The sequence below is a fragment of the Agrobacterium radiobacter genome (assembly GCF_040801995.1).
Lineage (GTDB): Bacteria > Pseudomonadota > Alphaproteobacteria > Rhizobiales > Rhizobiaceae > Agrobacterium > Agrobacterium radiobacter.
The window spans coordinates 111,548-126,447 of sequence record NZ_JBEGHX010000002.1; the positions used below are offsets into that span (position 1 = coordinate 111,548).

At 60.0% G+C, this 14,900-nt stretch carries 12 protein-coding genes; 11 read left to right on the forward strand and 1 reads right to left on the reverse strand.

Translation table 11 applies throughout. The features are described 5' to 3' along the window. Positions 1–18: 18 nt before the first annotated feature. On the reverse strand, positions 19–537 hold the full coding sequence (locus MRBLRC7O_RS14510; RefSeq protein WP_060723817.1) for a Dps family protein: 519 nt from the start codon (positions 535–537) through the stop codon (positions 19–21). A 415-nt stretch (positions 538–952) separates the two neighbouring features. On the opposite strand from MRBLRC7O_RS14510, the gene MRBLRC7O_RS14515 reads away from it, so the two are divergent. The 11 genes from MRBLRC7O_RS14515 to MRBLRC7O_RS14565 all read left to right on the forward strand — a co-directional run bounded on the left by MRBLRC7O_RS14515 (position 953) and on the right by MRBLRC7O_RS14565 (position 14,900). Beyond that, positions 953–3,247, forward strand: coding sequence for an FdhF/YdeP family oxidoreductase (locus MRBLRC7O_RS14515; RefSeq protein ID WP_080866677.1), 2,295 nt, complete (start codon positions 953–955; stop codon positions 3,245–3,247). A 250-nt stretch (positions 3,248–3,497) separates the two neighbouring features. Further along, a complete protein-coding gene (locus MRBLRC7O_RS14520) occupies positions 3,498–5,078 on the forward strand; it encodes a sensor histidine kinase (protein WP_364653781.1) in 1,581 nt (526 codons plus the stop codon). Next, positions 5,071–5,727, forward strand: a complete 657-nt coding sequence (locus tag MRBLRC7O_RS14525) for a response regulator transcription factor (RefSeq protein WP_060723814.1) — start codon at positions 5,071–5,073, stop codon at positions 5,725–5,727. Before MRBLRC7O_RS14520 ends, MRBLRC7O_RS14525 begins: the two co-directional genes overlap by 8 nt. 66 nt (positions 5,728–5,793) lie before the next feature. Continuing rightward, complete coding sequence (locus MRBLRC7O_RS14530; RefSeq protein WP_003508307.1) at positions 5,794–6,168, forward strand: response regulator transcription factor; 375 nt, start codon at positions 5,794–5,796, stop codon at positions 6,166–6,168. A 312-nt stretch (positions 6,169–6,480) separates the two neighbouring features. Then, a complete protein-coding gene (locus MRBLRC7O_RS14535; protein ID WP_087745436.1) occupies positions 6,481–6,948 on the forward strand; it encodes a hypothetical protein in 468 nt (155 codons plus the stop codon). Between the two features lies 1 nt (position 6,949). Further along, the gene (locus MRBLRC7O_RS14540; protein WP_060726467.1) at positions 6,950–8,197 is read left to right on the forward strand and encodes an oxalate decarboxylase family bicupin; all 1,248 of its coding nucleotides are present in this window, start codon (positions 6,950–6,952) and stop codon (positions 8,195–8,197) included. 110 nt (positions 8,198–8,307) lie between these two features. Next, entirely contained in the window at positions 8,308–9,420 is a 1,113-nt protein-coding gene (locus tag MRBLRC7O_RS14545) for an FAD binding domain-containing protein (protein ID WP_087745440.1), read from the forward strand. A gap of 94 nt (positions 9,421–9,514) precedes the next feature. Then, the gene (locus MRBLRC7O_RS14550; protein WP_107677504.1) at positions 9,515–10,324 is read left to right on the forward strand and encodes a cyclase family protein; all 810 of its coding nucleotides are present in this window, start codon (positions 9,515–9,517) and stop codon (positions 10,322–10,324) included. Between the two features lie 742 nt (positions 10,325–11,066). Beyond that, positions 11,067–12,944, forward strand: coding sequence for a TRAP transporter large permease (locus MRBLRC7O_RS14555; protein WP_003508278.1), 1,878 nt, complete (start codon positions 11,067–11,069; stop codon positions 12,942–12,944). Between the two features lie 65 nt (positions 12,945–13,009). Beyond that, positions 13,010–14,020 carry a TRAP transporter substrate-binding protein gene (locus tag MRBLRC7O_RS14560; RefSeq protein WP_060726470.1) on the forward strand — a complete coding sequence of 337 codons (1,011 nt, stop codon included), beginning with the start codon at positions 13,010–13,012 and terminating at the stop codon, positions 14,018–14,020. 76 nt (positions 14,021–14,096) lie between these two features. Beyond that, the gene (locus MRBLRC7O_RS14565) at positions 14,097–14,900 is read left to right on the forward strand and encodes an SDR family NAD(P)-dependent oxidoreductase (protein ID WP_162266699.1); all 804 of its coding nucleotides are present in this window, start codon (positions 14,097–14,099) and stop codon (positions 14,898–14,900) included.

A 14,900-nucleotide genomic window follows, 5' to 3' on the forward strand; every position in this document is an offset into this window, starting at 1 on the left:
TCGGTTTCCTGCCTGGTTTCAGCGGGCGCGGCGGGTGGTTTCAAACAGGAACCAGGTGCGGCGCTCGGTCTCGTCGATCCAGTTTTCGATCAGGCTGGTGGTGGCGTGGTCGTTGAGGTCGGAGGTGAGGCTGTGCGTTTGCCGCAGGATGGCGGTAAGCTGCTTGTTGTCCTCACGCAGTTCGGCAAGCATATCCTCCGGCGTGACGAAGTCGGCGTCATTATCAAGGAGACGCTGGAGGCGGCCGATATGGCCGATGGAGCGGATGGTCGTGCCGCCGATCTTGCGCGCCCTTTCGGCAATGTCGTCGGTCATCGCAAAGATCTGGGCGCCCTGTTCGTCCAGCAGCGTGTGATAATCACGGAAATGCGGACCGGAAACATGCCAGTGGAAATTCTTGGTCTTGATGTAGAGCGTGAAGACATCCGCCAGCAGCGCGGTCAGCGCAGCGGCGATGTCGCGGCTCGCTTCAGCGCCAAGGTCGGTCGGCGTTGCGAGTGGAAGCTTGCGGTTTTTGGCGGCTGTGGTCGTGTCCATGATCGTTCTCCTTTTGCAATCGACCGCCCGTTGTTGAGCGCCCCTGTTGCGGCTGTCTGATCGGCACCGAGGATAGAAAGAAGGATGGCTCGGGAGAAATCGGCTGCTGGTACAGTCCACCCGATACCTAAGTGTAGTTTCGGCAATTTCGAACCCGGGATAGTTTTCACCTGTCGCCCCACCCCAGGGCGATTGGCTCGCAGAAGCCATCGTCTCCGGTGTCCCCCTCCCCCGGAGCTGCGGATCTCCTCCCGATCCGCCAAGGCCGCCCCCGCCGCAGGAGGCGGCCTTTTTTTCGTTTCGGCCTCGGACCTGCAGGCAACCTATGCCTGAGTATTATGTTTACTCTTTCGCCGTTGCGTTAGCCTCAGCGGGCACGACAATCGTCAATCTGCAAAATCGAAGGAATTCCAACATGGCGGAAGAACGGCCCGAAGGTATTGAAAAATACGATCACCCAGCCGGCGGCTGGGATGCATTGAAAGCCGTCGCGAAAACGCTCGCGCACCAGCAGATCGTCGCGCAGGGCACGATGACGCTGCTCAAGGCCAATCAGCCCGAGGGTTTCGACTGTCCCGGCTGCGCCTGGCCCGACCCCAAACACACCTCATCCTTTGAGTTCTGCGAAAACGGCGCCAAGGCCATCACCTGGGAATCGACGGCGAAACGATCCGGACCCGAATTTTTCGCCCAGCATACGGTTTCCGAACTGTGGCAATGGACGGATCACAAGCTGGAGGATGCCGGCCGGCTGACCCTTCCCCTGCATTACAATGCCGAAAGCGATCGCTATGAGCCAATCGCGTGGGACGACGCCTTCAATCTGATCGCGCAGGAACTCAACAAGCTCGACGACCCCGACAAGGCGGAATTTTATACATCCGGCCGGGCGTCCAACGAGGCCGCCTTTCTCTATCAGCTTTTCGTGCGCGCCTATGGGACGAACAATTTCCCTGATTGTTCCAACATGTGCCACGAGGCCACCAGCGTCGGCCTTCCGAAATCCATCGGCGTCGGCAAAGGCACGGTGACGCTGGAGGATTTCGATCATGCCGATGCGATCTTCAGCTTCGGCCACAATCCCGGCACCAACCATCCGCGCATGATGACGACGCTGCATAATGCCGCAAAACGCGGCGTGCCGATCGTGGTCTTCAATCCGCTGAAGGAACGGGCGCTGGAACGCTTCGCCGCGCCACAGGACCCGATCGAAATGGCGACACTCTCTTCGACGCCCATCGCCTCCGCCTACCATCAACTGCGCACCGGCGGCGATCTCGCAGCCCTCAAGGGCATCATGAAAGCGGTGTTCGAACTGGATGCGGAAAACCAGAAGGCGGGTGGTGCCGGTGTGCTCGACCGAACCTTCATCGAAGAACACACCGACGGTCTCGACGCACTGTGCGCCGACATCGACGCTACCTCCTGGGACACCATCTGCTCCGTCAGTGGGCTGACGAAGGAGGCGCTTGAAAGCGCTGCCCGGATTTATGTGAACGCCTCCAATGTCATCATCTGTTACGGCATGGGCATCACGCAGCACGCCAAAGGCACGGGCAACGTGCAGCAGATCGCAAATCTCCTGCTGCTGCGCGGCAATATGGGCCGCCCGGGTGCGGGAATAGCGCCCATTCGCGGCCATTCCAACGTACAGGGCGACCGCACCGTCGGCATCACCGAAATCCCGAACAAGGCGCTGCTGGACGGCATGGAGCGCGCTTTCGGTTTTCGTCCCCCTGCGGAAAAAGGCCACAATGCCATAGAGGCCGTCGAGGCGATCATTGCCGGCGAGTCCCGGGTGCTAATCTGTCTTGGTGGAAACCTCGCCGTCGCCATGTCGGATACCGGCGCGACCTTCAAGGGCATGCGCAACCTCGATCTCGCCGTTCACATCGCAACAAAACTCAACCGCTCGCACCTTCTGACAGCGAAGATATCGCTGATCCTGCCGTGCCTTGGACGCACCGATCTGGATACCCAGTCCTTGGGCCCGCAGGCCGTGACAGTCGAGGACTCGATGTCGATGGTGCATGCCTCTCGCGGTTTCCTGAACCCGCCCGGGGAGCTGGTCAGGTCGGAGCCGGCCATCATCGCGGGCATCGCCAAAGCGACAATCGGCAGCCGCCATGGAATAGACTGGGATTGGCTGATTGCCGATTACGATCGCGTCCGCGACAAGATCGAAGAGGTCTTTCCCGATTTCAGGGATTTCAACAGCCGGGTTCGGATAAAAGGCGGCTTTCGCCTTGATGTCGCGGCCTCGTTCCGCCGCTGGAACACGCAGAGTGGCAAGGCCAATTTCCTTGTCGCCACGGGGCTTGAAGAAGATCCGCTCATCTCCAATCCGGAAGCCCTCGTGCTGACCACGATCCGCAGCCACGATCAGTACAATACGACGATCTATGGCATGGATGACCGTTATCGCGGCGTCTTCGGCCGAAGGGACATCATCTTCATGAACCGGCACGACCTTGCGGAGCGCGGCCTGAAGGATGGTGATCGCATCGATATTCACGGCATCGGCCCAGAAAATAAAGACCGACACCTCGTTCAGGGTTTCACCGCCGTCGAATACAATATCCCGAAGGGGTCGGCCGCAGGCTATTATCCGGAAATGAATGCGGTGGTGGCGCTCGGCCATTATGACCGCCTTTCCGGAACGCCTTCCTACAAGGGTGTCCCGATCACGGTGAGCCCGGCAGCCGCCTGACGACCGAAGGCCCGGCGCGCAACGCAGCGGTCGTTGCGCGCTCTTCTCCCCACCGTTTGGGTTGGACCTCACCTCGGGCCATCAGGCATGGCCTGTGGATGACCGGCAATATATGCGGATTTTTCGATATAGCGCCGTGCCGTTTTACCGCTATCCTGATGTTTCGACGACGGTGGCAACCAAGACCTATGTATAGGTCAGGTTGTGCTGAAAAAACCGTATTGTCGGCAAAAATCGCATCGGGGGAACAATGTCGATTGCGTCAAGGATGTTTCGCGCGCGCGAGCCGGAAGGCCGAGCCCACCATCTGGCCTTTGGCCTTGGGGCGCTGGCGCTGGCGGCCGCGGTATTTTACGTCGATACCTATACCGACATAGAAGGCGCGATCGCGGTGCTTTATGTCATCACGGTCCTTTTGGCTGCGCAGACTGTAAGCTGGTCGGGACTGATCGCGATCTCCTGCGCCTGCGCCATTCTTTCCCTCCTGTCCTATGCAGCGACCCACGCGCAGGATGCGGATTTCCAGTCGGCGCTTCGGTTGGTCGTCGCCCTTGCGGCACTTGCCGTCACAACCATGCTGCTTTTGAAAACGGAGACCGCCCGGCTGGCAATGCTATCCGTCAATGCGGCGCTGAAGGAAAGCGAGGAGCGTTATCGTTCCATTTTCGACCGTACGCGCGTCGCACTCTGGGAACGCGACTATTCGAAGCTTCACGCCCTGCTGATGGGCCTCAAGCAACGGGGCATCACCGACATGCAGGCCCATGCGCGCGCCAATCCGGGTTTTACGCAGCAATGCATCGATCTCATCACGGTCGTTGCATCGAATGAAGCCGGAAAGGAAATGCTGGGTTACGATTCCTCTATCCGCGGCACCCTCCAGCAATCGGTCGTTTCTTCGTCCGGCAAGTTCGTCGATGTCCTGCAGGCGATCATCGACAACCGGCGTGTTTTCGAAGACAAGGTGGTGGTGCGCACCGACATCGGCGAAGACAAGCTGGTGCTTCTTTCAATCAGTTTCCCCGCGGAGGCGGCCTCCTTCAACCGTGTGGTGGTCAGCATGGTGGATATCACCCAGCGCGAAATGGCGCTGAAGGCGCTGGCCGAGGCACAGGCGGAGCTGACAAAGGCCTCGAAGGCGGCAGCCGTCGGCGCCATGTCCGCATCGCTCTCCCACGAACTGAACCAGCCGCTTGGCGCCATCATCGTCAATGCGCAGACATTGCTGCGCTGGCTCGATCGCGATCCGCCGGATATTGCCGCCGCCCGCCGCTCGGCCGAACGCATGATCCGCGACGGGCAGCGCGCCAGTGAAATCATCCAGAACACGCGCAGCCTGCTCGCCCATACGAGCGGCAAGGTGGAAACCTTCGACCTCGATGAGTTCATCGACGAAACGCTAAGCCTTCTCGAACATGAGCTGGAACGCAGTGGAACCACGGTGCATGTGGAAAAAGCGGCCACGCCGCCGATAACGGCCGTCAGGATCGAATTGCAGCAGGTCCTCATCAATCTTCTCACCAATGCCATTCAGGCCATGGACGAGGCGGGCACCGGCAATCGCACCATCACGGTTCGGAAGGAGCGTGAAGACAGGGACAATATTCATATTGCGGTTCACGACAATGGACCGGGTTTCCCGGTGCAGATGAAGGAAAAGCTGTTTTCGCCGTTTTTCACGACCAAGGAGACGGGAATGGGCATGGGGCTGTCCATCTGCCGCACGACACTGGAAGCACGGGGCGGCAGGCTTACCGGTGACAATCATCCTCTCGGCGGGGCGGTCTTTACCATTTCCATGCCGATCAGCCAGGAGATGGAACATGCCTGAGCCACGCAAGACGACAAAGGAGCCGCCGTCACCCATCGTGTTCATCGTCGACGACGATGTGTCGATGCGCGAGGCGCTCACCGATCTTTTCCGCTCCATGAAGTTCGATGCCGAAGCTTTCGACAGCGCCGCCGCCTTTCTTGAAAAAGCCAATCTGAACCGGCCCGGCTGCCTGCTGCTTGATGTGCGGCTTCCGGGCATAAGCGGTCTTGATTTCCAGATGCAGCTGGAACGCGTCGGCAACCGGATGCCGATCATTTTCATGACCGGCTTCGGCGATATCCCGATGAGCGTGCGGGCGATGAAGGCCGGCGCTGTCGATTTTCTGACCAAGCCCTTCAAGGAACAGGACATTCTGGACGCCGTCGCGGCCGCGATGGAGCGGGATGCGTCGCGCCGCCGCGAAAGCGCCCAGAACGAGGCAGTCACCTCCCTTGCCGAACAGCTGACGCCAAGGGAACGCGAGGTCATGGGCGCCGTTGTCCGCGGCCTGATGAACAAGCAGATCGCCTATGAGCTCGGCATCAGCGAAGTCACCGTGAAACTGCACCGAGGCAATGTCATGCGCAAAATGGAAGCGAGATCGGTTGCCGACCTCGTGCGGAAAGCGGAGCTGATCGGCGAGAAGTTCAGGCCACCTGTATCTTAGTATGGTATCTTTGAGAGCGGCATGGGCGCATAGAGAAAGAAAGAAAAACAGAAAAGGTCGCTTTCATTGCCCCCCGTTCCCGTCATTGCCGTCGTCGACGACGATCCCGCCATTCGCGAAGCCATGGATGATCTCATCATGTCCTTCGGTTACGAATGCCGCCTGTTTGTTTCTGCCGAACAATTCCTGGAATCGAAGCAGCAGGCGGACATCGACTGCATCGTCGTGGATGTCAAAATGCCCGGTCTTTCCGGCATCGAGTTGCAGAGCGAGCTGAACAGGCGCGGCAACCACCCGCCGATGATCTTCGTCACCTCCTATCAGGATGAGCGCACCCGGAATGCGGCCTTGAACGGCGGCGCTTTGGCCTTTCTCGGCAAGCCGGTCAATATCGTCAGTCTGATCGGATGCCTGGAATCCGTTCTCGCCCGGCCGTCCTGACGGTTGACGCTTCGCCACCGAGCGGGCGAGCCAGCCTATATCCGCTCGCAGACAAGCCTTCCATCGCTCTGCTTGCATCTCTTCCAAGTGAAATCCGTCGTTATTTCATGCCCCGACGCCCTGCCGTCCGGGCAGGCATTGCCGTTGAGCGGATGCCTCTCGGCGCTTATCCCGCCGCCAACACCTTCCGCTATACGAACTAGACCTCTGTATAGATGCCGGCTCCGCTTCTCCGCCGTAGCCTTTGCTCCAGTCAAGCGCTTCCCCTCCGAACGTTCCTGACGACACCATCACCCTTTTTAGGAGCAGGGCATGACCTCCATCAGCAAGAATGCGGACGAGCAGAGACCCCGTCGTCTCAAAGTCGCAGCGGTGTTGGCACTGGGTACGGTTGCCGTGCTCGGTGGCAATGCTTTCCTGATCAGGAATGGCGAACCGGCGCTTGCGGCCTCCGAAGACGTCGCATCAGCCAGCGCCTTCCGCACCCTCACACCACAGGCGATCGACAGGCTGGGCGGACTTTCCGCTCCCGCGCCGACGCTCAGTGAAACGTCCAAAGGCGCACAGGCTGTTCCGGCACTGGACAAGACATCCTGCGTTGCCACCCGCGCCGCCCAGAAAACGGACCGGCACGACGCGCTCGATCCCAAGGCCTTCTGCCAGCTGCAGCACCGCCTCTTCAATGCCGAGCTGATCGACCGCATCGCCGTGCTCCAGCTCGCATCACAGACCCGCTCTATCGACACCTCGTCCCAACTCGCCATGAACAAGGAGTTCTGAAATGGAAACGTTGACCAGACGCGCAGTCCTCGCAATCGGCGCCGTCGGCGGCACCGCCCTTGCCGCCAGCACGGCCGGGGCAGCCTCTTTCGGCAATCCCGACCAGCCCGCCGAGGGAGCAATCAATGCCAATGCCGCGGGTCTAGGCGATCCCGGCCCGAAGAACCCTGCGATCAACGATCAGTTTCCATCTTTCCAGAGCCCGCCGGCGACCGATGTGGGCGACATGCAGCTCTTCTGGGGCTCGTTCAACAACGCCGCCAAGCGTATCCAGAACGGCGGATGGGCACGTCAGGTGACCAAGTCGGACTTCGCGATTTCGGATGCCGTGTCCGGCGTCAACATGCGGCTCGGACCGGGCGGCGTTCGTGAGATGCACTGGCACCGTGCCGCAGAATGGGCGATCATGACCAATGGCCATTGCCGCATCACCGTGCTCGATACGCAGGGTCGCGCCTATGTGCAGGATGTCGAGGCCGGTGATCTCTGGTATTTTCCGGCCGGCTACCCCCATTCGCTGCAGGGACTTGGCCCTGAAGGTTGCGAATTCGTCATCGTGTTCGACGAAGGCGACCAGTCCGAATATGGCACCCTGCTTCTGACGGACTGGCTGGCGCATACCTCACCCGAACTGCTGGCCAAGAATTTCGGCGTCGCGCAGGACGTGTTCCGGAACATTCCGCTGCAGAACCTCTGGATTTTCCAGGGCAAGGAGCCGGGACCGCTCTCCAGGGATCAGGAAGCCGTTGCCGGCGCGGGACTTCCCCCATTCCCGTTCACCTATAAGCTCGCGGCATCAAAACCGCTGAAGGAAAATGCTGCCGGGGTCATTCGCCTTGCGGAGAGCAGCGCCTTTACCGTGTCCAAAACCATCGCCGCCGCCATCGAAACGATCAAGCCCGGCGGTGTGCGCGAAATGCACTGGCATCCCAATGCGGACGAATGGCAATACTGGATCAAGGGTGAAGGCCGGATGACCGTGTTCGACGCGGGCCCGCGCAGCCAGACCGCCGATTTCCGCGCCGGCGATATCGGTTACGTGAAAAGAAGCCAGGGCCACATCATCGAAAATACCGGGAAGACCGACCTGCAATTCGTCGCGGTCTTCAAGACCGCCGAATACCAGGAGGTCAGCCTGTCGTCCTGGCTGACGCATACCCCACCGGCGCTGGTGGCCCAGCACCTCAACGTCAGCGTCGAAGACGTGGCGAAATTTCCCGCAAACCAGCCGGCGATCATGCCGGGCTGAACATCCTGTCCGCCCATTGACCGGCGTTTCGGCATGTCCGATCCGCCGGTCTTTTCTCACTGAGACAAGGCGCGACGCCGCAAAACCAATATCGAAAGACAGGAACGGCCATGAAACCATTGACAATCTGCATCGCCGGCGGCTCGCTTGCCGGTCTTTTCACGGCGATATTGCTGCAGCAGGACGGGCACGATGTGAAAGTCTACGAGCGCTCCTCGTCCGGCCTCGGCGGGCGTGGTGCAGGACTGGTGCCGCAGCAGGACCTGTTCGAGGTTCTGGACCAGATCGGCTGCGAAGACGTCACCCATGTCGGTGTGGTTGCGAAGGAGCGCATCTACCTCGATGCTGGCGGCCGCGTGGCCCAGCGCCAGAAGACGCCGCAGATGCAGATTTCATGGGACTATCTCTTTGAGCGCGTGTCCTCCCGCCTCCTCGCCGATACCTATCGTCTGGGACACCATGTCGACGCGGTTAGGGAAGGCCCTGATGGAGTGATGCTGTCCTTCGCCGACGGCACGGAAGAGCGCGCTGATCTGGTGATCGGCGCGGATGGCTTGGGTTCGGCAATCCGCAAGGCGGTCAATCGCCATTCGGAAAACGCCTTTGCGGGTTATGTCGCCTGGCGCGGGCTGATACCCGAAACCAGATTACCGGCCGATGCGTCCCTGCTGCTCGACCGCTTCGCTTTTTACATCACACCCGGAATTCATGTTCTGGGTTACCTCGTGCCGGGGCCACTTGGTGAGACACAACAGGGACAGCGCCGTTACAACTGGGTGTGGTATCGTCCTACACCAGCTGATGAGCTTGGCCGAACCTTCACCGGCCGCGACGGCAGGCATTTCGAATATTCGCTACCCCGTGGCGAACTGACTGAGCAGCGCCGCGAGCAACTGCGCAGGGACGCGTCCTCCCTTCTGCCGCCACAATTGGCGCTTGCGGTGGAAGCGGAGGAAAACCCATCGATCCAGGGCATTTTCGACTATAAGGCTGAACAGATGGTGTCGCCGCGCATGGCGCTGGTCGGAGATGCCGCCTTTGTGGTTCGCCCTCACACCGCGATGGGCGTTTCCAAGGCCGCGGGTGACGCAATGGCGCTGCGCGACGCCCTGCGGCAAACGGACGATCTGCCCACCGCCCTTTCACGATATCAGAGAAGCCGCCTGCCGGTGGGCAAGGCAATTGCAGCCTATGGGCGGCGGCTTGCCGAAACCGCCATCTGAACACGGGTCAAAAATCAGGGACGGTCCTGTCTTGCTTCACCCCATCTTTGCGCTACGCTTGCGATCAGGGATTTCTCAATGGAGGGACTGAGGAATGTGCAACCACTGCGTGATCGAGAACGTGAAAAAGAACATGCTGTCACGACGCCTGCTGTTCAAGGGCGCCGTGGCCGGTGTAACGGCGGTGGCGGCAGGCAGCCTCGCGGCTCCGGTGCTTGCGCAAACACCCGGACGGGTCATCGATCTCACCCACACCTATGATTCCGCATTTCCCACCTTCGACGGCAAACCGGGCATAGAATACGAATGGGCAGCTGATATCACCAAGGACGGTTATCAGCTCCACAAGCTCACCATCTACGAACATACTGGCACACATATCGATGCACCGTTCCACTTCAGCGCCGACGGCGCGAGCGTCGATCAGCTGGAGCCGCAGAAACTTGTCGCGCCGCTGGTCATCATCGACATCACCGACCGCGCAAAAGAGGATGCCAATTCCACCATCGAGGCTGAAGACATCGAGCGCTGGATATCTGCAAATGGCGATATCCCGGCAGGCGCGATCGTCGCCCTGCGCTCCGGCTGGGCAACCAGAGTGAAGAGCCCCTCATTCCGCACCGACGACGCCGGAAAATTCGCCTTTCCCGGTTTCGGCAAGTCGGCAACCGACCTTCTGCTCAAGCGCGACACGGTCGCGATCGGCGTCGACACGCTTTCGCTGGATCCGGGCAACTCTGCCGATTTCGCCGTTCACAATTCCTGGCTTCCGGCCGGGCGCTACGGTATCGAAGGCCTCAACAACCTCGAGGCTTTGCCGGTCAAGGGCGCAACCGTCGTCGTCGGCGCGCCGGCACATCGTGGCGGAACCGGCGGTCCGGCCCGGATTCTGGCCCTGATCTGAAAGCAGCATGGCGGGCGGCCCGGATGCACCAGCGGCTCACCTGCTGCATCAGATAAAGCCGCTCCGAATCCGCCGCGGTTGTTCGGGAAAAGGCGGGGCGAAACATCGCCCCGCGCCTGACAGGAAGAATGCCGGGCGGCGGCATCGCTGAGAACATATCCCCTTGCCGCAAAACCTCCGCACGGGAGAGTTTCAAGAGATAATCAACGCCCGGATTGCCGGTTAGAGAGTGCTCAGCCGCACCACCGTCATTTTTCCCAGTTCGACCAGTGGTCGTCACGTCAAGGCCCTTCCCCATCCCAGCCAGTTCAAGGCTAAGCAGAAATGTCTTCCGGCTCTCCGTGGCGCGACGCAGGCACCCCGCATGTATGGCGGCCTGCCCCGGTCGGGCTGACACGATCTGCATTGGCTGGCCTTTGCATGAGGTGCCGTGCTGCATGGTCATTACCAGCGAATGAAGGTCAACACAAAGTATGATCCACTATATGGACCTTGTAGATGCGCAAATAAACTGCACAAATCCGTCTATTTACTGTTGATTTCACAAATATTCCTGTGTATCCCGGATACATGGTTTTGTAGTGGTCCATATTGTGGAGGCAATATACCGATACATTCAGACTTTTGGAGGGGTCTGGCCAGTCTGGCAACAACAGCTATCCTGATGTCGCGGTCGTGGCATGGACATCCTGTTTTGCTGACATCTTATTGCGAAGGTTGTTCTGTGGGAGAGGAGGCCCCGATGACCATGACCGCAGACGCGAATGACGACGTATTTGTACTCGATGGCGAACTGTTGCACACCGGACCGGTAACGGGCTCGTGGTTCATGCGCCCCATCGAGGCCGTGGCGGCCGTGCTGCTGGCGGTGATGATCGGCCTGCTTCTGCTGGGCGTGACGTCACGTTATGCCCTGCATCTGCCGATTGTCTGGATCGATGAAACGGCGTCCTTGTGCTTCCTGTGGTTTGCCATGCTGGGCGCGGCGATTGCCATCGATCGCAGTGAACATCTGCGCCTGACGCTGTTTCTCAACATGTTCCCGCAACGTGTTCTGGGCTATATCAATTCGCTGGCGCTGGTGCTGGTGGCGACATTTCTTGCAGCAATCATCAAGCCCGCCATGGAATACGCCATCGAGGAATGGGTGGTCACGTCAGCGGCGCTGAATATTCCGATGTCGTTTCGCGCTGCGGCGCTGCCGGTCGGCGCCTGTCTCATGCTGCTTCTGGTACTCAACAATCTTTTCCGGCGGGAAAAGCTGCGCGATATCATCACGGCCCTTGTAACCGTCGCGGTTGCCTCCGGCCTGCTCTATCTGGCATCGCCGATGCTGGAATCCCTCGGCAATTTTAATCTGGCGATCTTCCTCGGCCTGTTCGTTGCGGTATTTCTGGTGCTGGGCGTGCCGATTGCCTTCTGCTTCGGCCTTGGAACCCTCGCCTATCTGACCTTCACCACCTGGGTCCCGACCATTGTGATGATCGGGCGCATGGACGAGGGCATGTCCGGCATCATTCTGCTGTCAGTGCCGGTCTTCGTGCTGCTGGGCTGCGTGCTCGATGCCACCGGCATGGGCAGGGCGATTGTCGAGCTTCTGTCCTCGATGTTCGGCCATATCAGGGCGGGCATGTCCTATGTGCTGCTCGGTTCGCTGTTTCTCGTCTCCGGCATTTCCGGCTCCAAGGTTTCCGATATGGCAACCGTTGCACCGGCGCTTTTTCCGGAAATGAAGCGCCGTGGCCACAAGCCCAAGGAAATGATCGCGCTTCTGGCCACCGGTGCCGCCATGGCCGATACGGTTCCGCCCTCCATCGTGCTGATCGTCCTGGGGTCGGCGGCCGGTGTGTCGATTGCCGGTCTCTTCACCTCCGGTTTCATGATTGCCATGGTGCTGCTTCTGGTGCTGGCCGTTCTGGCCCGCTGGAAGGCGCGGCATGAAAACATGGAAGGTGCAAAGCGCACCCCCTGGCCGCTGGTGGGCAAGGCAGCCCTGATTGCCGCCCCGGCGCTCGTTCTGCCCTTCCTCATCCGCAGCCTGGTGGGCGGCGGTGTCGCCACGGCAACCGAAGTGTCCACTATCGCCGTGCTCTACGCCATGATCATCGGCGCGGTGCTTTATGGCGGCATCAGCCTCAAGAAGCTCTATTCCATGCTGGTGGAGACGGCGGCCCTTTCCGGGGCGATCCTGCTGATCCTCGGCTGTGCATCGGCCATGGCCTGGGGGCTGACACAGAGCGGCTTTGCTTTCCAGCTGACCGCGATGATTACCGATCTTCCGGGCGGCTGGATGACCTATATGGTCGTGTCGATCCTGATCTTCATGATCCTTGGCTGCGTCCTGGAAGGACTGCCGGCGATCGTTCTGCTCGCGCCGATCATGTTCCCGATCGCCCGCACGCTTGGCATCAATGACATCCATTATTCCATGGTCGTGGTGGTTGCCATGAATATCGGCCTTATGGCGCCGCCCATCGGCATCGGCTTCTATATCGCCTGCAAGATCGGCAACGTCTCGCCGGATGAAGCCATGGGCGCCATCTGGCCCTATCTTGCGGCCATGGTCATCGGCCTGCTGCTGATTGCCGCAATCCCCGGCTTTTCGACCATTCTGCTCTAAGACCGTGGCGGGTCCACCCGCCACGCCGATGAATGATGCATGCTTTATTTTGGGAGGAGAAAGCAATGAATATCAACAGACGTACCATACTCGCCGGCGCCGGTTCCGCCGTTCTGGCCACAGCCTTCGTGTCGCGCGCCCGCGCTGCCCAGTACAATTATAAATATGCCAACAATCTGCCTGCCGCGCACCCGATGAACATTCGCGCCAAGGAGGCCGCTGACCGGATCGCCAAGGAAACCGACGGTCAGGTGATGATCAATATCTTCCCCAGCAGCCAGTTGGGCGCGGATACGGACGTGCTGAGCCAGGTGCGCTCGGGAGGCGTTGAATTCTTCACGCTGTCGCCGCTGATCCTGTCCACGCTGGTGCCGAACGCCTCCATCAGCGGCATCGGTTTCGCGTTCCCGAACTATGATTCCGTATGGGCGGCCATGGATGGCGACCTCGGCAAATATGTACGCGGCGAAATTGCCAAGCAGAACCTCGTTGCCATGGACACCATCTGGGATAACGGCTTCCGCCAGATCACCAGCGCTTCCAAGCCCATCGCCACGCCGGCCGATCTCGAAAGCTTCAAGATCCGCGTGCCAGTGAGCCCGCTCTGGACCTCTATGTTCAAGGCGTTCAAGTCTGCCCCTGCCTCGATCAATTTCGCCGAGGTCTATACTGCACTGCAGACCGGCGTGGTCGATGGCCAGGAAAATCCGCTGGCGATCATTTCCACCGCAAAGCTGTTCGAAGTGCAGAAATTCTGCTCGGTCACCAATCACATGTGGGACGGGTTCTGGTTCCTGGCCAACAAGCGCGCCTGGGAGCGTTTGCCGGATGACCTGCGCGCCATCGTCGCCAAAAACCTCAACCAGTCGGGCAAGGATGAACGCGCCGATGTGGCGAAGCTCAATGCCTCGGTCAAGGAAGATCTGATTTCCAAGGGCATGACCTTCAACGACACGGATGCGACACTTTTCCGCGCCGCGCTGAAAGAGGCAGGCTTCTATTCCGAGTGGAAAGGCAAATACGGCGATGAAGCCTGGGCCATTCTTGAAAAGGCCGTTGGTGCAAGCCTGACCTGACCGGTCCGTTGAGTAACTGGCCCCGCCCGTAGCGGGGCCAACCCGACTATGTCTGACGATTGGAATGGAGACTGCTTTGACAGGTCGCCTGACGGGAAAACGCGCGCTTGTGTTTGGCGCAGGATCATCGGGGCCGGGTTTTGGCAACGGCAAGGCTGCGGCCGTGCAATTTGCCCGCGAAGGCGCGCGCGTAGCCTGTGTCGACCTCTCCGCTGACGCAGCCGAAGAGACGGCTGAGATCATTCGCGGCGAAGGCTTGGAGGCTATTGCGGTTGCCGCCGATGTCACGGAACTACAGTCCGTATCGGCCACCGTTGACCGCACCTGCGAGGCCTTTGGTGGCATCGATATTCTGCACAATAATGTCGGCGTGACCCATATGGGCGGGCCGGTTGAGCTGGATGAGGAAAGCTTTCGCGCCTCGGTCGATCTCAATATCGGCTCCGTTTATCGCACCTCCAAGGCTGTGTTGCCGGTGATGTTGGCGCAGGGCGGCGGGGCCATTATCAATATCTCGTCGCTCGCCTCCATTCGCTGGACCGGCTATCCCTATTTTGCCTATTACGCCATGAAGGCAGCTGTAAATCAGGCGACTGTGGCGCTGGCCATGCAATATGCTCGGCAGGGCATTCGCGCCAATTGCATTCTTCCGGGAATGATCGACACCCCACTGATCTACAAGCAGATCAGCAATCAATATGCGTCTGTCGAGGAGATGGTGGCGGCGCGCAATGCGGCTGTCCCGGTGGGTCGCATGGGCGATGCCTTCGATATTGCCCGCGCCGCCGTTTTTCTCGCATCTGATGAGGCTAAGTTCATCACTGGCGTCTGTTTGCCGGTCGATGGCGGGCAAAGCTGTGCGGTGGGGGCGTTTTCCTGA